Annotated in this window: 20 protein-coding genes; 14 read left to right on the top strand and 6 right to left on the bottom strand. The window is 58.2% G+C overall.

Features of this window, described 5'->3' with window-relative positions:
* Positions 1–157 precede the first annotated feature (157 nt).
* Positions 158–2605 (top strand): sodium-translocating pyrophosphatase, encoded by a 2448-nt coding sequence (locus tag H8E27_02135; protein ID MBC8324414.1) that lies wholly within the window; start codon positions 158–160, stop codon positions 2603–2605.
* A 126-nt stretch (positions 2606–2731) separates the two neighbouring features.
* On the opposite strand, the gene H8E27_02130 is transcribed toward H8E27_02135, so the two are convergent.
* Complete coding sequence (locus tag H8E27_02130; GenBank protein MBC8324413.1) at positions 2732–3232, bottom strand: winged helix-turn-helix transcriptional regulator; 501 nt, start codon at positions 3230–3232, stop codon at positions 2732–2734.
* 144 nt (positions 3233–3376) lie between these two features.
* Between H8E27_02130 and H8E27_02125 the strand changes: the two genes are divergently transcribed.
* Genes H8E27_02125 through cmk form a run of 11 tightly spaced genes read left to right on the top strand, consistent with a single transcriptional unit; the run spans position 3377 to position 17135 of the window.
* Positions 3377–5659, top strand: a complete 2283-nt coding sequence (locus H8E27_02125) for a PQQ-binding-like beta-propeller repeat protein (GenBank protein ID MBC8324412.1) — start codon at positions 3377–3379, stop codon at positions 5657–5659.
* 45 nt (positions 5660–5704) lie between these two features.
* Positions 5705–7363, top strand: a complete 1659-nt coding sequence (locus H8E27_02120; GenBank protein ID MBC8324411.1) for a PQQ-binding-like beta-propeller repeat protein — start codon at positions 5705–5707, stop codon at positions 7361–7363.
* A 12-nt stretch (positions 7364–7375) separates the two neighbouring features.
* Positions 7376–7828, top strand: coding sequence for a hypothetical protein (locus H8E27_02115; GenBank protein MBC8324410.1), 453 nt, complete (start codon positions 7376–7378; stop codon positions 7826–7828).
* Positions 7829–7835: 7 nt separating this feature from the next.
* Positions 7836–9578, top strand: coding sequence for a sodium:solute symporter family protein (locus H8E27_02110; protein MBC8324409.1), 1743 nt, complete (start codon positions 7836–7838; stop codon positions 9576–9578).
* A 43-nt stretch (positions 9579–9621) separates the two neighbouring features.
* Positions 9622–10713 (top strand): hypothetical protein, encoded by a 1092-nt coding sequence (locus H8E27_02105; protein MBC8324408.1) that lies wholly within the window; start codon positions 9622–9624, stop codon positions 10711–10713.
* Between the two features lie 18 nt (positions 10714–10731).
* Positions 10732–12180 (top strand): aldehyde dehydrogenase, encoded by a 1449-nt coding sequence (locus H8E27_02100; protein ID MBC8324407.1) that lies wholly within the window; start codon positions 10732–10734, stop codon positions 12178–12180.
* A 34-nt stretch (positions 12181–12214) separates the two neighbouring features.
* A complete protein-coding gene (locus H8E27_02095; GenBank protein MBC8324406.1) occupies positions 12215–13390 on the top strand; it encodes an iron-containing alcohol dehydrogenase in 1176 nt (391 codons plus the stop codon).
* A gap of 27 nt (positions 13391–13417) precedes the next feature.
* Entirely contained in the window at positions 13418–14275 is an 858-nt protein-coding gene (locus tag H8E27_02090; GenBank protein ID MBC8324405.1) for a cobalamin biosynthesis protein CbiX, read from the top strand.
* Positions 14276–14293: 18 nt separating this feature from the next.
* The gene (locus tag H8E27_02085) at positions 14294–15229 is read left to right on the top strand and encodes a prephenate dehydrogenase (protein MBC8324404.1); all 936 of its coding nucleotides are present in this window, start codon (positions 14294–14296) and stop codon (positions 15227–15229) included.
* On the top strand, positions 15229–16491 hold the full coding sequence (locus H8E27_02080) for a 3-phosphoshikimate 1-carboxyvinyltransferase (GenBank protein ID MBC8324403.1): 1263 nt from the start codon (positions 15229–15231) through the stop codon (positions 16489–16491). The genes H8E27_02085 and H8E27_02080 overlap by 1 nt, the downstream gene beginning before the upstream one ends.
* Positions 16488–17135, top strand: coding sequence for a (d)CMP kinase (gene cmk, locus H8E27_02075; GenBank protein ID MBC8324402.1), 648 nt, complete (start codon positions 16488–16490; stop codon positions 17133–17135). The genes H8E27_02080 and cmk overlap by 4 nt, the downstream gene beginning before the upstream one ends.
* 46 nt (positions 17136–17181) lie before the next feature.
* Here cmk and H8E27_02070 read toward each other — a convergent pair whose 3' ends face one another.
* A complete protein-coding gene (locus H8E27_02070) occupies positions 17182–18291 on the bottom strand; it encodes a quinone-dependent dihydroorotate dehydrogenase (GenBank protein MBC8324401.1) in 1110 nt (369 codons plus the stop codon).
* A gap of 164 nt (positions 18292–18455) precedes the next feature.
* Between H8E27_02070 and H8E27_02065 the strand changes: the two genes are divergently transcribed.
* Entirely contained in the window at positions 18456–18794 is a 339-nt protein-coding gene (locus H8E27_02065) for a P-II family nitrogen regulator (protein MBC8324400.1), read from the top strand.
* 393 nt (positions 18795–19187) lie between these two features.
* Positions 19188–20537: a chromosomal replication initiator protein DnaA gene (gene dnaA, locus H8E27_02060; protein MBC8324399.1), complete on the top strand. Its 1350-nt coding sequence runs from the start codon at positions 19188–19190 to the stop codon at positions 20535–20537.
* Between the two features lie 35 nt (positions 20538–20572).
* Here the strand turns inward: dnaA and H8E27_02055 are convergent, their stop codons facing one another.
* The 4 genes from H8E27_02055 to rnc form a co-directional block, all read right to left on the bottom strand.
* Positions 20573–21757 (bottom strand): aminotransferase class I/II-fold pyridoxal phosphate-dependent enzyme, encoded by a 1185-nt coding sequence (locus H8E27_02055; GenBank protein ID MBC8324398.1) that lies wholly within the window; start codon positions 21755–21757, stop codon positions 20573–20575.
* Between the two features lie 48 nt (positions 21758–21805).
* A complete protein-coding gene (clpX, locus tag H8E27_02050) occupies positions 21806–23074 on the bottom strand; it encodes an ATP-dependent Clp protease ATP-binding subunit ClpX (GenBank protein MBC8324397.1) in 1269 nt (422 codons plus the stop codon).
* A gap of 2 nt (positions 23075–23076) precedes the next feature.
* On the bottom strand, positions 23077–23727 hold the full coding sequence (locus tag H8E27_02045) for an ATP-dependent Clp protease proteolytic subunit (protein ID MBC8324396.1): 651 nt from the start codon (positions 23725–23727) through the stop codon (positions 23077–23079).
* 64 nt (positions 23728–23791) lie between these two features.
* Positions 23792–24487, bottom strand: a complete 696-nt coding sequence (gene rnc, locus H8E27_02040; GenBank protein ID MBC8324395.1) for a ribonuclease III — start codon at positions 24485–24487, stop codon at positions 23792–23794.

Below are 24487 nucleotides of genomic sequence, written 5' to 3'. Positions count from 1 at the left end.
GGCGGTTTTTATTTGACTAGTCTTGACTTGTGGCGGGTTTTCCGGTTTAACCTACCGCTTGCGCAGGGCAGATTCCTGCGCGATTTAAGGAGCATTCCCTCCTGTTTCCGTAAACACCATATTACAACGACTGGCTGTTGTTTTTACTGACTGAACAATGAACAAAAACGTATATCTCATCCCACTCGCGGGATTACTGGCCCTCATCTTTACTTACCTGCGTGCCCAATGGGTGGCACGGCAGGATCCCGGCACGGATCGCATGAAGCGGATTGCCGGCTATATCACCGACGGCGCGATGGCGTTTCTGCGGGCTGAATATTCTAAACTGGCGTGGTTTGTGGTGGCGGTGGCGGTGCTTTTGGCGCTGTCACAGGCCGAGCATTCGAGCCCGCTTATCGCGCTTTCCTTCGTGGTCGGCGCCACGTGCTCTGCGCTCGCCGGCTATATCGGCATGAAAGTAGCCACCAAAGCCAACGTCCGCACCGCGCACGCCGCCCGGACGGGACTGGCTTCCGCGCTCAACGTCGCTTTCCGTGGCGGCTCGGTAATGGGCATGGGCGTGGTGGGCCTTGGGGTGCTGGGGCTTTCCGGATTGTTTTTCTTTTATTACGGTTACTTCGATCCTTCCACGTCGGCGGGCATGAATAAGATTCTCACCGTGCTGACAGGCTTCTCGTTTGGCGCCTCCTCCATTGCGCTCTTCGCGCGTGTGGGCGGTGGTATATACACCAAGGCGGCAGACGTGGGCGCGGATCTCGTGGGTAAAGTGGAAGCCGGCATCCCGGAAGATCATCCGCTCAACCCGGCTACCATCGCCGATAACGTGGGCGATAACGTCGGCGATGTGGCCGGCATGGGCGCGGACCTGTTCGAAAGCTACGTCGGCTCCATGATCGGCGCGATGGTGCTTGGCGTGTTGCTGATGAACCTGCCGGAGTTTGTTGGCATCGAAGGTGGCCTCGGCGCGATTGGCGTGGTGATGTTGCCCTTATGCCTCGCGGCCGTCGGCATCATGGCCTCGATGATTGGCACGATGTTTGTGTCCGTCGAGGAAGGCGGCGACCCCAAGGCCGGTCTCACGCGCGGCGAACTTACCGCCGCGGTCATCATGCTGGCGGGTGCTTATTTCCTCATCAACGGTCTGCTACCCGAGACTTGGAATACCTTGAAGGAAGTGGATGGTAAGATGGTTATTGATGGAACCTACTCGGCCATGGGCGTTTTTTATGCCAGCCTGATCGGCCTTGCCTGCGGGCTGGGCATTGGGTTTGTCACCGAATATTACACCGGTTTTAACAAAGAACCCGTGCGGGAAATTTCCCGTCAATCGGCCAAGGGCGGCGCAGCCACCAACATCATTTCCGGACTCGGCGTGGGCATGCGTTCCACGATGTGGCCCATCCTGTTTCTCGCCACCGCCATTCTGTGCGCGTATCACTTTGCCGGCCTGTACGGCATCGCGATTGCCGCGGTGGGCATGTTGGCCAACACCGGCATCCAACTCGCCGTGGACGCCTACGGCCCTGTGGCCGACAACGCCGGCGGCATTGCCCAGATGGGCGAACTGCCCGAGGAAGTACGCGCCCGCACGGATAACCTCGATGCGGTGGGCAATACCACCGCCGCCATCGGCAAAGGCTTCGCGATTGGTTCCGCGGCACTCACCGCGCTGGCGCTATTTGCCGCGTACATGGGGGTGGCAGGAATCACTTCCATCGATATTGCCAACCCCAATGTGATGGCCTGTTTATTTGTGGGCGCGATGTTGCCCTTCCTGTTCTCCGCGATGGCAATCGAGGCCGTGGGCCGCGCTGCCAGCGATATGATCAAGGAAGTCCAACGCCAGTTTAAAAACATTCCTGAATTGAAAGCCGCCTTGGCCAAGATGAAGGATAACGACGGTAAACCAGTTGAAGAATGGAGCGAAGAAGATCGCAAGGTTTATGAAGCCGCCGACGGCAAAGCCGAGTACGCCAACTGCGTTTCTATCTCCACCACCGCCGCCATCCGTGAAATGATTAAGCCCGGCATGCTCGCCGTGCTCACGCCAGTGGTCATCGGCTTCGGCTTCAAATATGTGACCGGTAGCGGCATCGAAGCGGCCCAAGCACTGGGCGGTCTGCTCGCGGGTGTGACGGTGAGCGGCGTCTTACTCGCCCTCTTCCAAGCTAACGCCGGTGGCGCGTGGGATAACGCCAAGAAAATGTTCGAAGAAGGCAAAGGCGTGGAAGTGGACGGCGTGTATCACACCAAGGGCAGCGAAGCTCACAAGGCTGGCGTGGTGGGCGATACTGTGGGCGATCCACTCAAGGATACCTCCGGACCGTCCCTGAACATTCTGTTGAAGTTGATGACCGTCATCGCGTTGGTGATCGCGCCGCTGCTCGTAGCCGATGCCGCGACTGGCGATGGCGACAATGCCAACGGTAAACCGATTGCGGGACAAGTCGTGGGCGACAACGAAAACGAAATGGCCGGCCAAAATGATGAAAAACCGGGGGCTGAAACCAAGCCTTCCTCAACCCCTGAGAGCGGCACAGTCACGCCCGGCAACACCGAAACGCCCGGCGAAAGCAATGGTGACGGCAACGGAGGTTCCTGAATGAACTAAACCAATTAACCTCTCTGAAGAGGGCCGCCCTTCGGGGCGGTTTTTTTGTGGTTAAAAATGATCGGTAAGTGGGCCGCTCAAAGAGTACGCCTTCCCTGCCGGAGACTGATGGTATGGCTAGTCGCGGTTCTTTCGTGCGGCTTCTTCAGCGGCGGCTTGGCAGGCATCGGCGACTTGGGCGAGTTCTTCGAGGAACGGTTCGCGCTTGGTTTCGGGGAGACTTCCGAGAAGGTTGGCTTGGAGATTTTTGGCGATGCCGCGCAATTCCACCAGTTTCTCAGCACCGGCGGGCAGCAGCAAGATGCGGTTGGCACGGCGGTCGGTCTCGTGGGGCTTGCGCTCAATCCAGCCGGATTTTTCTATTCGCTCAAGGAGCGACGCCACGGTATTGGGGTCACTGCTCATTTTTCGTGTGAGCTCGCTTTGGGTGAGGCCGACGGGATCGCCTTCGCTGAGGGTGCGCAGCACGGTGAACTGATCGGGCGTGGCCCCGGCGTGGCTGATGCTACGGCGAAAGGTCTGGTTGAGCCCGTACCAGGCGCGGCGTAGCAGCAGCGGCAGGCGCTTGCGCTCGGGGGCGTCGATCGGGAGTTCGTCGTTAAATTCTTCGATAGCCATTTCTTTATTCAAATTAATCGTACGTACAGGTACGTTTTCTGCCTTGCTTTTCCCAGCGAGTAAAGCCATTACTCCCCCCGGACCTGCGAAACCGGCACACGCTTCACCCTTGGCTCGTGTGTCCGGAGGTCGCACAAACAACAAATGATGATGAAGATTTTTAAACTCTCCGCGCTGACGGCGCTCATATTTTTTTCCACCTTCACCCCCCGTGCCGCGGTCACTGGCTGGACCAATTGGCGCGGGCCGCATCAGGCGGGGCGTACGGATGCCACTGATTTACCGAAATCCATTAAGGCTGCTGACGCGTTGTGGACGCACGACATCGCCGGGCGCGGCCACGCGGTGATCGCTGATGGGCGCGTGTACACGTGGGGTTATCGGGGCGCGGGGACGGACTTGCAGGAGGTGCTGCAGTGCCTCAATGAGGCGGACGGGAAAACAATTTGGGAACACGGCTATAATGATTATTTGAGCGACACGGTTTACAGCCGCTACAGCGTCGGCGCGCCGACCATCGACCCGGTGACCGGTTGGATTTATTTGATGACCACCAACGGCGGCGTGAAATGTTTTTCACCCGACGGGAAAATCCAATGGGAGTATTCGCTAATGGAACGCTTCGGCCGGCTGACGTTTCCCAATGGCCGCACCGGCGCGGCGGTGATTGATGGCGACCTCGTCATCGTGCGCGGCGTGACGAGTTACTGGGGCAAGCAAGGTCCCGCGCGCGATCGCTTTTATGCCTTCAAGAAAAAAACCGGCGCGCCCGTTTGGGCCAGCACGCCGGGCGTGGGGCCGAAGGACAGCTCCTTCTCCACACCGGTGCTCGCCAACGTGGGCGCGCGGCGCGTGTTTTATGCCGGCACGGGCGACGGCAATGTGGTGTGCGTGGACGTGCGCACCGGCCAGCCGCTGTGGCGCTTTCAACTTTCGCAGGGGGGCGTGAATGCTTCTGTGGTGGTGGAGGGCGACACGCTCGTGGCCATACACGGCAAGGAGAATATCGATAGCTCGGGCGAAGGTCGAATGGTTGGCATCAAGCTGCCCACGAAACTCCCCGCGTCCGGCGAGCCACAGTTAATCCTAAAAGACAAAGACCTTAAAATCGCCGATGGCAAGGCGTGGGAAAAATGGCGGCTGCAACACGCGATGTTCACCAGCAGCCCCGCAATGGCCAATGGCCGTGTTTATCAAGTGAGCAAAACCGGCGTGCTCGTTTGCGTGGACATTAAAACCGGCAAGGAACTCTTCGCCAAAAAAATTAACAACGACCAGATTCATTCCTCACCGCTGTACGCCGACGGACATTTGTATCTCGGCTTTCCGAATGGCCGTTTTCTGGTGGTGAAACCCGGCGATGATGATGCGGACATCGTCAGCGAAACGCAGCTCGACGGCGGCATTCTTGGCTCACCCGTCGCGTGGAACGGCAAAATTTACATTCACACCAAAACCAAACTCTACTGCTTTGGCGCAGCCACTGGCCAGCAACCTAAAGCCATGCTGCCCGCCGCGTCGTCCGCCAACGCCGGCAAAGCTGTGGCATTGCAAATTGTGCCCGGTGATGTGCTGCTCAAGCCCGGCCAAACCATCAAGCTCACCGTCAACACGATTGATGCCAACGGCAACGTGGTGAAGCGCAACGTACCGGCGGAGTTTGAAAAATACATCCCGCCCACCGCCAAAGTAAAAACCAGCATGAACGCCGGCGTGAACGACAATGCCATCACGGCTGAAGCCAAAAATGTTGGCAGTGCGGGCGCGTTCAAGGCCACCGCGGGCGGGCTGAGCGGGTTGCTGCGCGGGCGCATTCTGCCGAAGATTCCGTACACGCAGGATTTCGAGAGCTTCAAGCTCACGGTGGATCATCCAACCGACGGCGTGAAATTTGCCTACCCGCCGCTGGCGTGGACGGGCGCGCGCCTTAAGTGGGAAGTACGCGAGTTGGACGGTAACAAGGTATTTGCCAAGACGTTGGACCGTGTTTTATTCCAGCGTGCGATTACGATTTTTGGTGATCCCGATTCCAGTAATTATACCATCGAGGCCGACGTGATGACTGATGGCAGTCGCCGTGTGAAAGGCAACATCGGGGTGATGAATCAGCGTTACTTTATCACGCTGGTTGGCAACCAACAAATTCTTGAGGTGAGCAGCAATCACGAGCGCGTGAAAGCAAGCGTGCCGTTCCGCTGGTCGCCCAAGAAATGGTACCGCCTCAAAAGCCGCGTGGACATCGCGGTCGACGGCACCGGCACTATTCGCGCCAAAGCATGGCCCAAAGACGAGCCGGAGCCGAAGGTGTGGACCCTCGAAGTGAAACACAAAAACGCACATAAAAAAGGCGCACCCGGCATCATCGGTTTTTCGCCGCAAAGCCTCTTCCGCGTATACATGGACAATATTTCGATTAACAAAAATTAACGGAAAACATTTATTAAAGATATGAATCAAAAATCATTATTCGTGATGGGTGGCGTAAGCGTGCTTGCGGCTACCGCGATCATTGTGACGCAAACCAATTGTAAAACCGACGACGGGGGCGGCACACCCGATCCAAGTGTGACTGGCACCACCACCACCCCACCCGCTCCCGGAACGTCGGCTGCGTTGGTGGCGGGTGAGGATTGGCCGGTGTGGTCGCGCAACGGCGGCGGTAATTTGTTTTCACCGGAGCAAGGCATTGCCGCGAGCTTCGATCCCGGCAAATTTGTGCGGGGCACGGAGGAGATTGACATGGCCACCACCAAAAACGTGCGCTGGGCCGCCAAGCTGGGTAGTCAGGCGTATGGCAACACCACTGTATCCGGCGGTAAAGTGTTTGTGGGGACGAACAACGAAACGCCGCGCGACAAACGGCACATTGGCGACCGCGGCATTGTGTATTGTCTCGATGAAAAAACCGGCGAGCTGGAGTGGCAACTGGTGGTGCCCAAGCTCGGCGCGGGCAAGGTGAGCGACTGGGAATATCTCGGCATTTGTTCCAGCCCGGCGGTGGAGGGCAACCGCGTGTACGTGGTCGCCAACCGCTGCGAGATTCTTTGTCTCGACACCGAGGGAATGAAGAACGGCAACCAAGGCTTTCAGGGCGAGAGCACGTTCATGGTCGACAAAGGCAAGGAGCCGCTGCCGCCTTCGCCAATGGATGCGGACGTCATCTGGCGGTTCGATATGCGGGCCGAGCTGGGTGTGTTCCCGCATAACATCGCCAGCAGCTCCGTGCTCATTATGGGCGATTACCTTTTCTGCACCACCTCCAACGGCCAGGACTGGAGCCACCTGAACATTCCCGCGCCCCAGTCGCCCTGCCTCGTGGTACTCAACAAAAAGGACGGCAGCCTCGTGGCCGAGGAATCCGAGGGCATCGGCGCCAACATCATGCACTGCAACTGGTCCAGCCCCTCGCGCGGCAAAGTGAAGGGCAAGGATGCGGTGTTCTTCGCCGGTGGCGACGGTGTTCTCTACGCCTTTTCCGCCAATGAATTTATCGAGGAGGAAGAGGCCGGTGAGAAATTCAAAATCTTGAAAAAACTTTGGAGCTTCGACTGCGTGCCGGCCGAATACAAAAAGGACAAGGAGGGCGAGACCATCAAGTACCCCGCCGCCGATGGCCCGAGCGAGTTGATCGCCACGCCGACGTTTCACAATGGGCACGTGTATGTGGCCATCGGGCAGGATCCCGAGCATGGAGAAGGCGTTGGTAATCTTACCTGTATCAACGCAGACACCGGCGCGAAGGTGTGGGACTACCGGAAAATTCAGCGCACCATTTCCACCTGCGCCATCGATCCCGCTAGCGGCCTGCTTGTCGCCGCCGATTATACCGGCTACGTTTACTGCCTTGATTCTAAAACGGGCAAGGAACATTGGGTGCACGACACCAAGGCGCACATGTGGGGCAGCCCACTCATCGCCGATGGCAAAATCTTCATCGGCGACGAGGACGGTGATTTCACCATCCTGCCGCTCAAGGCGGATTTCCATCCCAAAAACGACGAGCCTATTTTTGAGACCAATATGCTCGTGCCGATTTATTCCTCACCGATCGTCGCGAACGGTACGCTGTACATCGGCACTCAAACGCATCTATACGCCGTGGCCTTGCCTGCAAAATCCGCCTCCAAGTAAGGCTCCACCAAAATGAGATATTTGACCGTCGCCCTCGTGGTGTCCCTTGCTTGGTTGCATCAGGACTGGTTAATTTGGCCGCTTCTTTCTGAAGTGCAAAAAGAACACGACCTCATCCTCGGCATCCCCGCCGGGTTGGGCTACCAAGTCGCGCTCTCCTTTGCCACCGCTGCCGTGTGGTTCCTCGCCGTCTGGAAAGCGTGGCCCACCGAACTGGAAACCTGGGCCAGCGCGGGCGAAAATCGCAGAGGTGGGCGCAACCGCGGCGACAATCGGCGCGGCGGTCGGGATCGCTCAAACCGTGGAGACTATCGCCCCTCCGACAATCGCGGCGAACGCACCGAGCGCAGCAGTGATAGCAGCAGCGAAAGCCGCTCACGCCGGCGCCGTGGCGGCCGAGGCCGTCGCAGTGGCAGCAGCCAAAGCGGCCAAAGCAACCCCAATTCTCCCAACAATCTTTCTTAAAAACTGAATGATCATTTTCGCTGCTTCCACTTCCGCCATCCCATTTTGGATTGTGTTGGGTTACCTCGTTTTACTGCTCGCCCTCGGCATTTTTAGCAGCAAATTTTTTCGGGGTACCAGCAAAGATTACTTTGTGGCCAGCCGCTCCATCGGTTCGTTTATGTTGTTGATGAGCGTATTCGGCACCACCATGACCGGCTTCGCGCTGGTCGGGTCCTCCGGCAAGGCCTTCGTCACCGGCGTGGCCACGTACGGCGCGGTGGCCGCGTGGAGCGGCATCATTCACTCGGCAATTTTCTTTATCATCGGCCTGCGCCTTTGGGCGATCGGTAAACGCAACGGCTATGTCACCCAAGTGCAGTTTTTTCGTGACCGTTTCAATTCCCAAACGCTCGGCACCGTGCTCTTCGTTTTGCTCGTGCTGCTTATCATTCCATATTTGTTGATTGGCATCATCAGCGCCGGCAATTTTGTGGAGGGCACCACGAAGGGGATGTTCAACGCCAACGGCATTCCCCCGTGGATCACCGGCTTCGTCGTCTGCGGCGTGGTGCTCACTTACGTTTTCCTGGGCGGCGTCCGCAGCACGGCTTGGGCAAATACATTTCAAACGCTGGTGTTCATGCTCACCGGCGTGGTGGCGTTTCTGATGATTTCATCTGCTGTGGCCAAAAAAAATCCAGAGTATAAGCCCGAAGAAGCCGGCATCATTTACAACATCAAACGCGCCACCGAATATGTGGAAATTCACAAACCCGAACGGCTCGCGCGCGGCGTGCATCCCGGCGCAATTGCTAAGCACAAGCAGAACTTGGAGGCGTACCAAGAAGAAATGATGGAGGCGATGAACCATTCGGCGGAAAGCGGGGAAGAAATGATTGAGCCGCCGGAGCCTGCCGAGCCCAAATCTTCAATGTCGCATTTGGTGTTCATCACGTTTTTGTTTATCCCGATTAGCATCGGGATGTTCCCGCACGTGTTCCAGCATTGGCTCACGGCGAAGGATGCCAAAACGTTTCGGCTCGCCATCGTGGCGCATCCTATCTGCATCGCCATTGTGTGGCTGCCGTGCATTTTAATTGGCGTGTGGGCGGCGGGACTGGCGGCGGCCGGAGATATTTCCATATCGAATCCGAGCGAAGTGCTGGGGACGATGGTGAATTTAATTGCCAACCCGTGGCTGCTGGGGCTGCTGATGGCCGGCGTGTTGGCGGCGATTATGTCTTCGTTGGATTCTCAATTTGCCTGTCTCGGGACGATGTTCACTAACGACATCATCATCCCCATACGCGGCAAGGATTATTATAGCGACGCGGATAAGCTGATGCTCGCGCGGTGGTTCGTGATCGGCGTGGTGGCGGTGGCATACCTCGCTTCACTGGCACTGATGGAAACCGCCAGCGTGTTCGGCCTTGGCATTTGGTGTTTCACGGGGTTCACCGCGCTGTTCCCGATTGTGTTCGCAGCGTTGTATTGGAAACGCGTGACGGCAGTCGGCGTGTACGCGTGCATGGCGGTGACGACTGGTCTTTGGGTTTATTGGTTCCACCAATCCGGCTACGGCGCAGACAAACATTTTTTGGTTCTGGGGATGATGCCCATCGCGCCGCTCACGCTGGCCTCGGCGGCGGCGTTGGTGATGGGCTCGTTGTGCAGCAAGCCGCCAGAGGCGCGTTTGGTGAATCGATTTTTCCCGCGGGCCAATAACTCGAGGGGCTCAAATGACCGGCGTTCGCGGCAGGGGAGTTAACGTGAACTGAATCTTGGATGGCGAAAGTGCGTCCGAAAATTTTATGTCTGAAATAAATCAAAAAATTGACGAAGCAAAAGTCGCGCTTGATGCGCATGTAGCGGAGATTGTGCAGTGGCATTTCTCGCCGGAAACCGGTTGCCCGTTCTGGCTGGATTGGGCCAGGGACGCGGGCTGGGATCCGGCTGCGGAGGTGAAGTGCCTCGACGATTTACTGGCGAAGTTCCCGAACTTTCAGGACGAATGGCTGCGCGACCAGCAGCCGGAAGTGTGGGTGCCCAAGGCATTTGCGGGGAAGCCCTTCAGCATTTTCGAAACTGGCGGAACTACCGGTATGCCTAAGCAACGCATCGGCTGGGAGGATTACAAGATCGATTACAGCGAGTTTTCGGACACGCTGGACGACGCTGCTTTCCCGCGGAACCACTACTGGCTGATGGTTGGCCCCACGGGGCCGCGCCGGCTGCGGTTGTCAATCGAGCATCTGGCCAATGTGCGTGGGTGCTCTTGCTACTTTGTCGATCTCGATCCGCGTTGGGTGAAGCGGTTGATCAGCGAGAAACAGTTTGACCAGGCCAAGGCGTACATGGAGCACGTCGTCGACCAAGCCATGACGATTATGAAAAACCGTCAGGTGAGCGCGCTGTTTACTACGCCGAAATTGCTGGAGAGCATCGCCGAGCGTTACGAGAACGAGGGTAGCAGTCTTTACGATGCCGGCGTGCGCGGCGTGTTTTGCGGCGGCACCACGATGGATCCGCAGTACACGCGGTTCCTGTGCGAGGAGTTGCTGGAAAACAAAATCGGCTTCGTGCCCACCTACGGCAACACGCTGATGGGGCTGGCCAAGCACAAACCGCTCACCGCCGAGGACAAATATTCCATCACTTACTACGCGCCGCAGCCGCGCGCTTCGATGCGGGTGCTAAACCCGGACACCAACGCGCCCGTGGAATACGGCGAGTGGGGCCGCGTGGAGTTGACCACACTGACAAAGGAATTTTTCATGCCGCGTTTCCTCGAGCGCGACGAAGCCATCCGCCGCGAACCCATTGAACAATACCCGTGGGACGGCGTGGCTGAGGTGCGCCCCTTCGGTGCATTAACGAAAAAAATTGTCGAGGGTGTTTACTAGAAAACCAAATTTTAAATCATGATTAACATTCCTGTTTTACGCTGGGGCGAACCGTACGAAAGCCTCGAAACCGATGAGGTCATCCACCACCGCACCGGCGAAGTGCTGGCCAAGGTGGGTCAAGCCAATCCCGGACTGCTCGCGCGCGACATGCGCAAGGCCGATCGCGCCCGCGAAGTGCTCCGCGAGATTCCCATCAAGGATCTCATTGAGATGATGAAAAAGGCCGGCGACCTGTACCTCAACGCCACCCTGCCGCTCGGCGATGGCGAACAGACGCCGGACGATTTCGCCCGCCAACAATCCGCCTCCACCGGCCTGCCCGAGCACATGTGCAAATTCAACATGGAGAAGAACCACTTCGTGTTGAACCACATGGACCAGATTTATGATGCCCTCACGCGCGGACTGGATTTGGATATTCTCCAGCGCGGCTACGGCGTGGAGGAACGCGGGGTGCCGGTGAGCTATCAGGCGCAGTCGCCCGTGCTGGGCATGGTGCTGCCCTCCAACTCGCCCGGCGTGCACACCCTTTGGATGCCCGTCATCCCGATGCAGATCGGCCTCGTGCTCAAGCCCGGGCCGCAGGAGCCGTGGACGCCCTACCGCATGTTTGCCGCCTTCACTGAGGCCGGCGTGCCCAAGGAAGCCATCGGCATTTACCCCGGCGGCGGCGACATGGGCGCGGAAACGGTTTCGCGCTGCGGGCGTGTGATGATTTTTGGCAGCACGCAAACGGTCAATAACTATTCCGGCAACGAACAGGTCCAGGTGCACGGCCCCGGCTACAGCAAAATTTTGCTGGGCGACGATGTGGTCGATCAATGGGAGGACCACCTCGATTTGATGGCCGACAGCATTTACAAAAACAGCGGCCGCGGCTGCATCAACTGCTCCGGCGTTTGGGCCTCCCGTCACACCAAGGAAATCGCCGAAGCCCTCGCCGAAAAAATCGGCCCATACGAAGTCAAAGACCCCACCGACCCCGAGGCCGGCCTCGCCGCCTTCACCGTCCCCGGCCAGGCCGAGGCGATTTGGGGGATGATCGAGGAAGGCTGTCAAGAGAACGGCACCACGCACGTCACCGAAAAGCACGGCCCGCGGCTCGAGCAAATGGAGCGCTGCGATTACATCCGCCCGACGATCCTGCATTGCGACTCGCCGGACCTGAAAATGGCCAACACCGAATACATGTTTCCCTTCACCACGGTGGTGGAATGCCCGCAGGAACAGATGATCGAAAAAATCGGCGGCACGCTCGTGGCCTCCGCCATCACCAACGATGAGGCGTGGGCCGCCCAGCTCACCGACGCCACGAACATCGATCGCCTCAATGTCGGGGCCATCCCCACCATCGCCCTCAACTGGCTCCAACCCCACGAAGGCAGCATCATTGATTTCCTCTTCAAAGCCCGCGCCTACCAAACCACCGACGAGCGGCTGCAGCGCCTCGGCAACGGCGGCTGAACAAGCGCCCCACACGAGACGTCATAATTTGCCCGTGAGCGATCCCGCTGTAAATCCATTGCTGGAAAATCATCCGCACCTGCGGCTGGTTTTTGGCAATGGCAGCGTGGCGCAAACGGGCGAGTTGGCGAGTGAACTGGGCGCAACGAAGGCGCTGCTCGTCACGGATTCCGGCATCGTGGCCGCCGGGCACGCGGGGGGGGTGCGCGGAAATCTTGAGGCGGCGGGCATTCGGGTTTCGGTGTTTGATCGCTCGAAAGAAAATCCCACCACTGCTTGCGTGGACGAATGCGTGGCAGTGGCAAAAGCCGATGCGATTGATTTTATCATCGGCCTTGGTGGCGGCAGTTCGATGGACACCGCGAAGGGCTGCAATTTCATTCTCACCAATGGCGGCGCAATGAAGGATTATTGGGGAGTCGGCAAGGCGAGCCAGCCGATGCTGCCGTCAATTATGATTCCCACCACCGCCGGCACGGGCAGCGAATGCCAAAGCTTCGCGCTTATTGCCGACAACGCCACGCACCAAAAAATGGCGTGCGGCGATCCGAAGGCATTAGCGAAGGTGGCAATCCTTGACCCCGAACTCACAGTTTCCCAACCCGCCCGCGTCACTGCTTGCACGGGCATCGACGCCATCGCGCACGCGGTGGAAACTGCCGTCACCCGCAAGCGCAACGAGACCTCGCTGAAATATTCGCGCGCGGCATTTCAGATGATGTTGGAAAGTTTCAGTCGCGTGCTGGAGTCGCCGGACGATCTTGAGGCTCGTGGCCAAATGCTCCTCGGCGCGGCCTACGCAGGCACTGCCATCGAGCACAGTATGTTAGGTGCGGCGCATTCAGCGGCCAACCCGCTCACCGCGCATCACCACGTGGTGCACGGCCAAGCCGTCGGAATGATGCTGCCGCACGTGGTGCGCTTTAATGCCGGCGACGAAGCCATCGCCGAGGCGTACGCTGAGTTTGTGGAAGGCACCTCCGTGGCCGCTCACAACGGCACGCCTGCACCGGAATCGCTGGCCCAAGCGCTGGAAACGTTGCTGGACACCGCGGGCCTTCCGCGCGATCTCACTGCCGTCGGCGTAGACGCCGCGCGACTGGAGACGCTTTCGGAGGAAGCCGCCGCCCAATGGACCGCGAGCTTCAACCCGCGCGACATCACGGCGGCTGATTTCACGGGGCTCTATCAAAAAGCCTTTGCCTCGTGAGCCGCCCGCGCGACACTGTCCGCGCCGATGGCTGACGATTTTTCACATTTAGCAAATGATGCGCTGGTGCTTATTGCCCACGGCAGCACGGTGAATAATCAATCCAGCGCCCCCACCCGCCGCCTCGCCGATGAACTGCGCGCGCGCAACATCTTTGCCGAAGTCGTCTGTGCCTTTAATTTGGAGCAACCCAAAATTGATGACGTGCCCAAGCTCGTTTCCGCGCAACGAATTTTCGTGGTGCCCGTCACCATCAGCGAAGGCCATTTCACCGAGCAAACCATTCCCCACCGCCTCGGCCTCGCGAAAGCCGGTCAAATCGATTACGAACGCATCCAGCAAATCGACGGCCGCACGATAATCTACTGTCACCCCATCGGCACCCACGCGAGCATGACCGACGTACTGCTCGCCCGCGCGCGGGAAGTAATCGCCCAACATCCTTTCCCCCGCGCTCCCAAGCCCGCCGAGACGGCCCTGTTCATTGCCGGCCACGGCACCGGGAAAAACGCCAACTCCCGCAAGGCCATCGAGGCCCAGGTGGAGGCCATCGCCGCACTGGGCGAATATTCCGACGTACTGCCGGTCTTTATGGAAGAAGCGCCTTTCATCGCCGATTGCTTCACCGCCACCGATGCGCCGAACATGGTGATGGTTCCCTTTTTTATCGCCGACGGGTTGCACACGGTGGAAGACATCCCCGTGCTGCTCGGCGAACCTGAAGCTCGCGTGAAAAAACGGCTCACCGCCGCCCAACCCACGTGGCGCAACCCCACCGAGCGGAAAGGGAAATTGGTATGGTACACCGAGGCCATCGGAAGTGAGGCGGGTTTGGCGGAAGTGATTCTCGCGCGGGTGCGCGAGAAAATGACCAGGTTCCAATGACCAAGTTCCAATGACCCAATGGGATTTGAGTTTTGGGGCTTCCTTGGGTTTTGGGTCTTGGTCATTGGTCATTCCCCCCTCATTATCCCGCCGGTGCATTTCCAAAAAATAACTCTCATTGGCGTGGGCTTGCTCGGCGGTTCCATTGGGCTGGCGGCGAAGCAGCGCGGTGTGGCGGCGCGTGTTTGCGGGCTGGTGCGGCGCGAGGAAAGTATCGCCGAATGCCTGGCGGCGGGGGTGGTGGATGAGGCCACGCTCGATGTCGCCAACGCGGTGGCTGATGCGGGTCTGATTATTCTTTGCACGCCCGTGGGCCAAATGAGCGAATTGGCGGCAGCCATCAAACCGCATTTGGCGGCGGACACAATCGTCACGGATGTGGGCAGCGTGAAGGCCAGCGTGGTGACGGCGGTGGAGCCGGTGTTGCCGCGCTTTGTGGGGAGTCATCCACTGTGCGGTTCGGAAAAGGCGGGCGTGATCCATGCGCGCGGCGATTTGCTCGAAGGCGCGGTTTGCGCGGTGACGCCCACGGAGGTCAGCGATGCGGCCATGGTGGAAACACTTTCGAATTTTTGGACTGCTCTGGGCAGTCGCGTGGTGAATCTTTCCGCGGCCAATCACGATGCTATCGTGGCGCGCACGAGTCATTTGCCGCATGTGTTGGCCAGCGCTTTGGTGAACGCGGTGCTGGCTGCCCCGCGTGCGGGCGAAAGTGATTTTTTCGGCACGGGCTTTCGCGACACCACGCGGCTGGCTTCCGGTTCACCGGAGATGTGGCGCGACATCACCCGGGATAACTCTGATGCGATCATCGCCGCGCTGGAGGGTTTACAATCGGAAATTGATCGATTGAAAACCGCGTTGTCGGAAAAGGACGCGGCGGCGTTGGAGGAATTTTTTACCGAAGGCCAAATCGCCCGTGACAGTTGGTTGGCCGATGGGGAGAATAAATAATGCCCCTGCCCGACTTAATCGAGATTGTGCCATTGGCCGGCCCCGTGACGGCGGATGTGACGGTTCCCGGCTCGAAGAGCATCACCAATCGCGCGCTGATTTTGGCGGCGCTTGCCGATGGCGAGGTGCGGCTCACCGGCGCGTTGTGGAGTGAGGATACGCAAATCATGGTGGACGCGCTGCGGCTGCTGGGTTTTGAAATTGACGTGGCGGAGGATGCCGCCGAGCCGTGTAATCGAACCCTCACCGTGCAGGGCCTCGGCGGGCGTGTGCGCAACGCGGGCACAGCGGAGGCACCGCTGGAAATTTTTGCGGGCAATGCCGGCACGGCGGCGCGATTCCTCGGCGCATTCGTTTGCCTTGCCAACGGCGCAGTTCGATTGAGCGGCACCGAGCGCATGCACGAAAGGCCGCAGGGCGAATTATTTCACGCGCTGCGCCGGATGAAGTATCGCATTGATTCTGAAAGCAACGGGGACGATTTGTTGCCGGCGGTGTTTCACGGCACCGGCCCGCGCGAAGCGGTTTGCTCGGTAAGCCTTCAACACAGCTCGCAGTTCGCAAGCGCGCTGTTGCTCTCGGCGCGCGCGGGTATGTGGATTATCGACGTCGTGGGCGACAACGCAGACGAAGCGCCTTACCTGAACATGACGCGCGAACTCATCGAGGCCTTCCCGCACGCGGGGGGCGAGTTTGAAATCGAACCGGATGCTTCCAGCGGCAGTTATTTTTGGGGAGTGAATTGCTTTCACGAAGAGGTCGAGGTGGCGCACTGGCCGCTCACCGGTTGGCAGATTGACGCGCAGTTTCCGCGCTTCATTAATCTGCCGCGCGAGGTGGCGCATAACACCGACCTTGGCGACAGCATTATGACCGCCATCGTGCTCGCGCCGTTGGCCGAGCATCCGGTGAGCTTCCCCGCGCTGCATCGGTTGCGCGTACAGGAATGCGAACGCGTCCACGCCCTCCGCACGGAGTTGACCAAGTGCGGCGCGCGCATCACCGAGGAAGGCGACACACTGCACATCGAGCCTTCGCCTGAATTGCACGGCGCGGAAATCGACACGTACAATGACCACCGAATGGCGATGTGTTTCGCAATGCTCGGGCTGAAAATCAGCGGCATTCGTCTACGCAATCCTGCGTGTGTGAAAAAAACCTTCCCCAACTTTTTCCAAAAACTCGCCAGCGAATTGGGCGCGGAGATCCGCGATGCCGAGGGCAACGTGCTGGCGGGAGATGAATTGTTTGCAGAATCATGAGTGATCCCATTGTCATCGCCATCGACGGCCCGAGCGCCAGCGGCAAAAGCACCAACGCCAAAATCATCGCCGCCGCGCTGGGCTACGCCTACGTGGACACCGGCGCGATGTACCGCACCCTCGCCTGGCACGCGTTGCAAAAACAAATTGATGTCTACGATGCCGAGGCCGTCGCCGCGCTGTGCCGTGATTGGCCGGCGGAGTTAGCGAATCGTGAGGGCAGTATTTGGCTGGCGGTGGATGGAGTTTTCCCGGAGGCAGAAATTCGCACGAAGGAAACCAGCGCCGCCGTGAGTCACGTGGCGGCCGTGCCGTTTGTGCGTGATTGGATGAAGGAACGCCAGCGATCGTGCGTGCAATTCGGCAATCTCGTAATGGAGGGGCGTGATATTGGGTCCAACATTTTTCCCGAGACGCTGCATAAATTTTATATGGACGCCGCCGCCGCCGTGCGCCAAGCCCGCCGCGATGCCGATGGCGTGCAGGACAATCTCGCCGCGCGCGACCAACGCGACAGCACCCGTGCCGCCTCGCCGTTGATGATCGCCGACGGTGCCACGGTGATCAATAACGCCGGTGAAACGCCCGAGGAAACCAGCGCGCGGATTATGGCAATTGTTGAAGATCGGTTGAGAAACGATTAAGTCACACCCCGGATTCGCAAGCTCGTCCCTCCAAGGGCGGGTACGTTTATTTGGAGGGACGAGCTTGCGAGTCCGCCGAACCCACCAAATCGCTCAACGATCGTACGCCTTCTTTTTCCATCCGCGCCTTCAGCCCACGGACGATGTCGCTGGCAATGGACGGCCCTTCGTAAACGAGGCCGGTGTACACTTGCACGAGACTGGCGCCGGCGGTGATTTTTTCCCACGCGTCGTCCGCCGTGAAAATGCCGCCCACGCCAATGATGGGCAGCTTGCCGTTGGTGTGCTGGTAAATGTGCGCGATGATTTCTGTGCTGCGCATGCGCAAGGGTGCGCCGCTCAGGCCGCCGGTTTCGGCATAGATTTTTTTGCACTGTGCGTCGCCGGTATTAGGCCGCTCGATGGTGGTGTTGGTGGCCACGATGCCGGCGAGGGAATGGGTGGTGGCGAGGTCGAGCACATCGTCGATGGCTTCGGCGGATAAATCGGGCGCGATTTTTATCAAGAGCGGCACGTCGGCATTCACCGCGCGGAGGGTTTTTAGGATTTCATCCAGCGCACTTTTGTCCTGCAACGCGCGCAGGTTGGGCGTGTTGGGCGAGCTGACGTTGACCACAAAAAAATCCGCCAAGCCCTGCAGCGCACTCAACGAAAACGCATAATCTTCTGCCGCTTCTTCCAGCGGCGTGATCTTCGATTTGCCGAGGTTGATGCCGATGGGATGCACGGGCCATTGCTCTCGTGCGCGCCAGCCGCGCAGCGCCCCAGCCATCGCTTCGGCGCCGGGATTGTTGAAGCCCATCCGATTGACCAATGCGCGGTCTGCCACGGCGCGAAACATTCGAGGGGTGTCATTGCCAATCTGCGCGTGACGTGTGACGCCGCCCAGCTCGGCGAAGCCGAATCCGAGCCGCTCCCACACCGGCACAGCGGCGGCGGCCTTGTCCATCCCGGCGGCAAGCCCGATTGGATTTGGGAAATTCAGCCCAGCCAAAGACACCGGCAAATCCGGCGCGCCATAGAGCGCATCGGTGAGCAGCGGCAACGCGGGCAGGCGTGCGGTGAGGGAAAGCCCCCGTAAAACGCGGTTGTGAACGGCCTCCGATTCCTGCCAAAACAGCAGCGGTCGGAGGCAATGGCGGTAGAGCAAACCCATCGGCGGAAGATTTAGCGGGGCAACGGAGCGCTGTCGAGATTGCTTTCAAAAACTTGTCGATTCCGAATCTAACAAAAAGTTGAAAATTTATTTTTAGAAAAAATACGATTCCGGTTTACAGCTTCGTGCGAGTTGTTAACATCCCTCCCAGCAACCTGTACAAAATGAAGCGCATCGATGCCATCATCAAACCCTTTAAACTTGAAGACGTGAAAGCGGCTTTGACGGAGCTGGGGATTGTGGGCATGACCGTGGCCGAAGTGAAAGGCTTCGGCCGGCAAAAAGGCCACACGGAGATTTACCGCGGCAGTGAGTACACGGTGGACTTTCTTCCCAAACTGAAGCTGGAACTCGTAGTGCCCGATGGTCAGGCGGATAACGCCGTGCAGGCCATCCAAGCGGCGGCTGCCACCGGCAAGATCGGCGACGGGAAGATTTTTGTGTCCAACGTGGAAAACGCCATTCGCATTCGCACCGGAGAGACTGGTGATGAGGCGGTGTAAATCTTCGCACGCACCTTCATCGCTTCATTGAGCTCAGGGAGTAATATATTATTTATTATGAGTATTTTTATACCAATAACATGCGTAAAAGGCGCGGTGCTTTTGGCTTTGTCAAGCCCGAAGACGGCGTGTGAACAAGGCGTGAACAAAAGTTAATAGCTTGGCGTGGCAACTGATGTGCCGATCGCATACACATTGCGCCGCGTCCCAGCAAACCGAGCAGCAATGCTTCTTGCCGGGAAGTGGTGTCGAGAGATGGAGCGAGACACAAAGGGTGATTTGCCACCCGCCCGCAAGGGCAACCCAACCGGGCCTTTGGGCCCACGTCGACGATGCGTCGGCACTGTGAATAAACAATTTGATTTTAACATTTAGCGACGAAAACAAAAAAAGATGCAGGCCACTGTCGAAAAAATCTGGACCAAAACCACAAAACAAATCCGTACCCTGCTCAACACCGAGACCTACAATTTGTGGTTCTCTTCGGTGCAACCAGTTTCCCTTAACCAATCTTCCATCACCCTCGAGGTGCCCAATGAATTCTCGGAGGTGTGGTTGAAGGATAACTATCTTGAGCTGTTGCAGGATGCCCTCACCCAGGCCAGTGGGCGTAATCTCAACATTAAGTTCAAGGTTGCCGCCGGCGGAAATGGCGCCGCGACCGCGACCGCCAAACCGGCCAAAGGACGGAAAACCTCCACACGTAAAGCCAGCGATGGCGACCTGATGTTTAACCCGCGCAACACGTTTGAAACCTTCGTGGTGGGCAACAATAACAGTTTCGCCCACGCCGCCGCGATGGCCGTGGCGCAGCAACCGGGCAAGGCGTACAATCCGCTCTTTCTTTACGGCGGCACGGGCTTGGGCAAGACGCACTTGCTGCACGCCATCGGTCAACACGTGGCGGGGGCCAAAAAGGCGGCCAAGGTGTCTTATGTGTCTTCCGAGAAATTCACCAACGAATACATCGCTGCCATTCAGGATAATCAACTGGTTAAGTTTCGCAAAAAATATCGGCAAACTGATGTTCTATTGATTGATGACATTCAGTTTCTCGCCGGCAAGGAGCGCATTCAGGAAGAATTTTTTCACACCTTCAATGCGCTGCACGAAGCTCATAAGCAACTCGTACTCACGTGCGACCGGCCGGCCAGTGAGATTCAAAACCTCGAGCATCGTCTCGTGAGTCGTTTTGAGTGGGGCTTGGTCACCGATCTCCAGCCGCCCGATGTGGAAACCCGCCTCGCCATTCTCCGCAATAAAGTGAAGAGCATGGGCGTGGAAATTCCCGAGGATGTATTAACTTTCCTCGCCAATCGTATCCGCACCAACATCCGCCGCCTTGAGGGCGCGCTGATTCGCGTGGCGTCTTACGCCCATCTGACCGGCAAGGAGCTGACCAATGATGTGGTGGAAAATTTGCTGCGCGAAATCCTGCAGGAAGAAGGTCGGCACACCATCACGATGGAAGTCATCCAGAAAAAGGTGGTTGAGAAATTTGACCTGCGCATGGCCGATATGACCAGCAAACGCCGGCCGGAAAACATCGCCTTCCCACGCCAGATTGCGATGTATCTTTCACGCCAACTTACCGAGCACTCGCTCAGCGCCATCGGCGAAGCCTTTGGCGGGCGAGACCACGGCACCGTGCTGCACGCGTGCCGGTTGGTGAAAGACCGAATGGAGATCGACGCTAACGTGCGCCAGACGGTTCATTACTTGGAGAAGCAACTGCTTCGATAGCAGTCAAAAAATCAGAGAAGGAGGGCTGAGGAAACTCAGCCCTTTTTCGTGCTTACCACAAACCGCGCCATACGTTCCATTGCGGTTTCGATTTGATCTAAACCGGCGGCGAAGCAGCAGCGCAGAAAGCCTTCACCGCTTTCGCCAAAAGCATTGCCCGGGACGGCGGCCACGTTTTCGGCTGCCAGCAGAGTTGCGGCAAATGTCTTTGAATCCAACCCCGTGGATTGCACGCTGGGGAAGGCATAAAACGAGCCGCGCGGCAGATGGCATTCCAGCCCCATCGCCTTAAGGGCGTTCACCATCACATTGCGGCGTTGGCGATAGGCCTCGCGCATTTCGGCCATCGGCGCATCGCCATTGCGCAGTGCCTCCAACGCGGCTTCCTGGCTGGGGAGGCTGGCGCACAACATCGAGTACTGATGAATGCGCGTCATTGCGCGGACCAACTCAGCGGGGCCGCAAGCGTAGCCGATGCGGAAACCGGTCATCGCGTAAGCCTTTGAAAATCCGTGCAAAAAAATTGTGCGATCACGCAAACCCGGAAGGCTCACGATGCTGGTGTGTTCGCCTTCGAACGTGAGCTCGGCATAAATTTCATCGGTAATTACGATGAGATTATGCTTCACGGCGAGGTCGGCGATGGCCTGCAATTCGGTGCGCGTCATCGTGCCACCGGTTGGGTTGGTGGGAAAATTGAGCATCAGCACACGGCTCTTGTCCGTGATGACGGCGGCGATGGCGTCGGCGGTGACGCTGAATTTTTCTTCCGCACGGCACGCGACGGGAACGGGCACGCCGTGGGTGAGCGCGATGCTGGGCGAATAGCTCACGTAACACGGTTCGTGATAAATCACCTCGTCGCCGGGATTGATGAGCGCGCGCAGGGCGAGATCAAGCGCTTCGCTGACGCCAACGGTGACGAGGATTTCGTTTTCCGGATGGTATTCCGGGCCAAAATGTTGGGCCACGTAGCGGCTGATCGCCTCGCGCAGTTTCAGTAAACCGAGGTTGGAGGTGTAGCTCGTCTTGCCGCATTCGAGCGCGAAGATGGCGGCTTCGCGGATGTGCCACGGGGTTGTAAAATCAGGTTCGCCCACGCCCAGCGAAATGACTTCCGGCCGACCCTGCACCAATTCAAAAAATTCACGAATTCCCGAAGGTGGCAACGCGCGCACGTGGTCGGCAATCTGGTTTTCAATGGGCGTGGGTTCGGACATTTTGGGTGTGCAACAAACCACTGCTCGCAGCTTGGCGACAGTGGGAAATCAGGCAGCCGCCTGTTTGGGTTTGCGGCGGATAACCGGCTTGGTTTTGCCTTGCACCGCGCCGCGCGTAATTTTGATGCCCTCAATGTCGGCGCTGCCGGGGATCTCGTACATTAGATCGAGCATCAACCGTTCGAGCAACCCGCGCAAGGCGCGTGCGCCGGTCCCTTTTTTGATGGCTTGCGCGGCAAGTTCGTGCAGGGCATCACGTGTGAATTCAAGCGCCACGCCTTCGAGCCACAGCAATTTTTGGTATTGCTTGATGAGGGCGCTTTTAGTGTCGGAAAGAATTTCGACAAGCTGATTCTCGGTCAATTCTTCCAGCACAGAAATCATCGGGAGTCGGCCAATAAACTCGGGGATGAAACCGAACTTTAACAAATCTTCCGGCTCCACATGTTTGACCGCCTCGCGCCCATCGGCGACGGCTTCGATTTGCTCTTCCACCGCGCCAAAGCCGAGCACGTGATTGCCGAGCCGGCGTTGAATGACTTTGTCGAGGTCCACAAACGCGCCGCCGCACAGGAATAGCACGTTGCGTGTGTCCACGCGGATGTATTCCTGTTGCGGATGTTTGCGGCCGCCTTGCGGGGGCACGCTGCACACGGTGCCTTCGAGAATTTTCAGCAGCGCCTGTTGTACGCCTTCGCCGGAGACATCGCGGGTGATGGAAACGTTTTCGGTGCGGCGTGTGATTTTATCGATTTCATCGATGTAAATGATGCCCATCTCGGCGCGCTTCACATCAAAGTCGGCGGCTTGCAGCAGACGGAGGATAATATTTTCCACATCTTCGCCCACGTATCCTGCCTCGGTGAGGGTGGTGGCGTCGGCGATGGCGAAGGGCACATCGAGGATGCCCGCAAGCGTGCGCGCGAGCAGTGTCTTGCCCGTGCCGGTGGAGCCGATGAGCATGATGTTGGTCTTCTCGATCTCTACTCCGGAGTGCGGGCAGTCGTCATCCTCGGTCGCTTCGGCTTCGTGCACGATGCGTTTGTAATGATTGTGAACGGCCACGGCCAACGTTTTCTTGGCCTCATCTTGCCCGATGCAATGGCGATCCAGCTCGGCTTTGATTTCGGCAGGTTGGAGAACGTTTAGCTTGGGCGTGGGTTGTGTTTTATCGTTGGCTAACTCTTTGTCGAGAACGGTCTTGAAGGTCTCAACGCAGTTGTCGCAGATGTACACGCCGGGGCCGGACACCAGTTTGCGGACTTCCGCGTGGCTTTTGCCGCAGAAACTGCAAAGGGTAATTTGGCGTCGGGCCATGGTTATTTTCCGTCTGTGGAAGATTTGTCCGGCAGGTTGGGCACGTCTTTGCGGGAGGCGACCACTTCGTCCACGAGGCCGAATTCTTTGGCTTCCTCGGCGCTGAGAAAGTTGTCGCGTTCGCAGGCTTCGAAGACTTCTTCGTAGGGTTTGCCGGTGTGTTTGGAAAGAATGTTGGTCAGGGTTTTCTTGAGAACGAGCATATGCTTGACCTGAATTTCCATATCCGTGGCTTGCCCCTGTGCGCCACCGAGCACTTGGTGAATCATAATGTTCGCGTTGGGCAGCGCGAAGCGTTTGCCTTTGGTGCCGCCGGCGAGCAGCACCGCGCCCATGCTTGCGGCTTGGCCGATGCAGTAGGTGTTCACGTCGCAAGTGAGAAACTGCATGGTATCATAAATCGCAAGGCCGGCGGTGACGTGGCCGCCGGGAGAATTGATGTACACGTGGATGTCTTTCTTGGGGTCGGTCATTTGCAGAAACAGCATCTGCGCGATGACCACGTTGGAGACATTGTCATCAATGCCCGTGCCCAGAAAAATGATGCGATCGACCAGCAGCCGGGAGTAAATGTCGTACCCGCGTTCGCCGCGACTGGTTTGTTCCACCACGTGGGGGACAAGGTAGTTATTTTGTATCGTGTCGTTCGCCATACCAAAAAAGTTTCGTGAGCCTATAATTACAAACGGCCCGGGTCAATTTCAAAGGTTTCACGGGTTATTTTTGTGTCTCTTGAAACGCGGCAATCGCATTGGTTGCGGCGTCGGTTTCGGCGGCTTTTTTGCTTTTGCCGGTGCCGCGCGCCAGCTCGTTTCCGCAATGGCGCACGGAGCATTCGAAGAAGCGGTCGTGGTCCGGGCCCTGTGAATCAAGAAGACGATACTCAGGCGCGACCGCGTTCTTGCTCTGCAAAATTTCCTGCAACTCGCCTTTCGGATTGCCGACGTGCCGACCGGCGTCCGCGCCTTTGAAGGCTTCGGCGAATTGGGTGTGGATGAATTTTTCCACTTTCGTGAATCCGCCATCGAGATAAATTGCGCCCACCACCGCCTCAAAGGCATCGGCCAGCGCGGAGGGACGTTCACGACCGCCGCTCTTTTCTTCACCGCGGCTGACCATCAGTTCAGGGCCGATCTCCACCGACAGTGCCTGTTCGGCCAGCGCTTCTTTATTGACCAACCGCGCGCGCGCCTTGGACAGCGTGCCCTCGTCGCGCGCGGGAAATTGCCGGAACAACTCCGCGCTGATCACCAGTTGCAGCACGGCGTCGCCCAGAAATTCCAGCCGTTGATTATTTTGGAGTGGCTCGCTTTTCTCGTGGCTCACCGAAGGATGCCTCAGCGCCAACTCCAGTAACGCGGGGTCTTTGAACGTGTACCCCAACCGTTTTTGAAATGAACCCTGGCCGGCCAT

The organism is Limisphaerales bacterium, assembly GCA_014382585.1.
In the GTDB taxonomy this organism is placed as follows: Bacteria; Verrucomicrobiota; Verrucomicrobiia; order Limisphaerales; family UBA1100; genus JACNJL01.
This window is presented reverse-complemented; position numbering and strand designations above follow the sequence as displayed.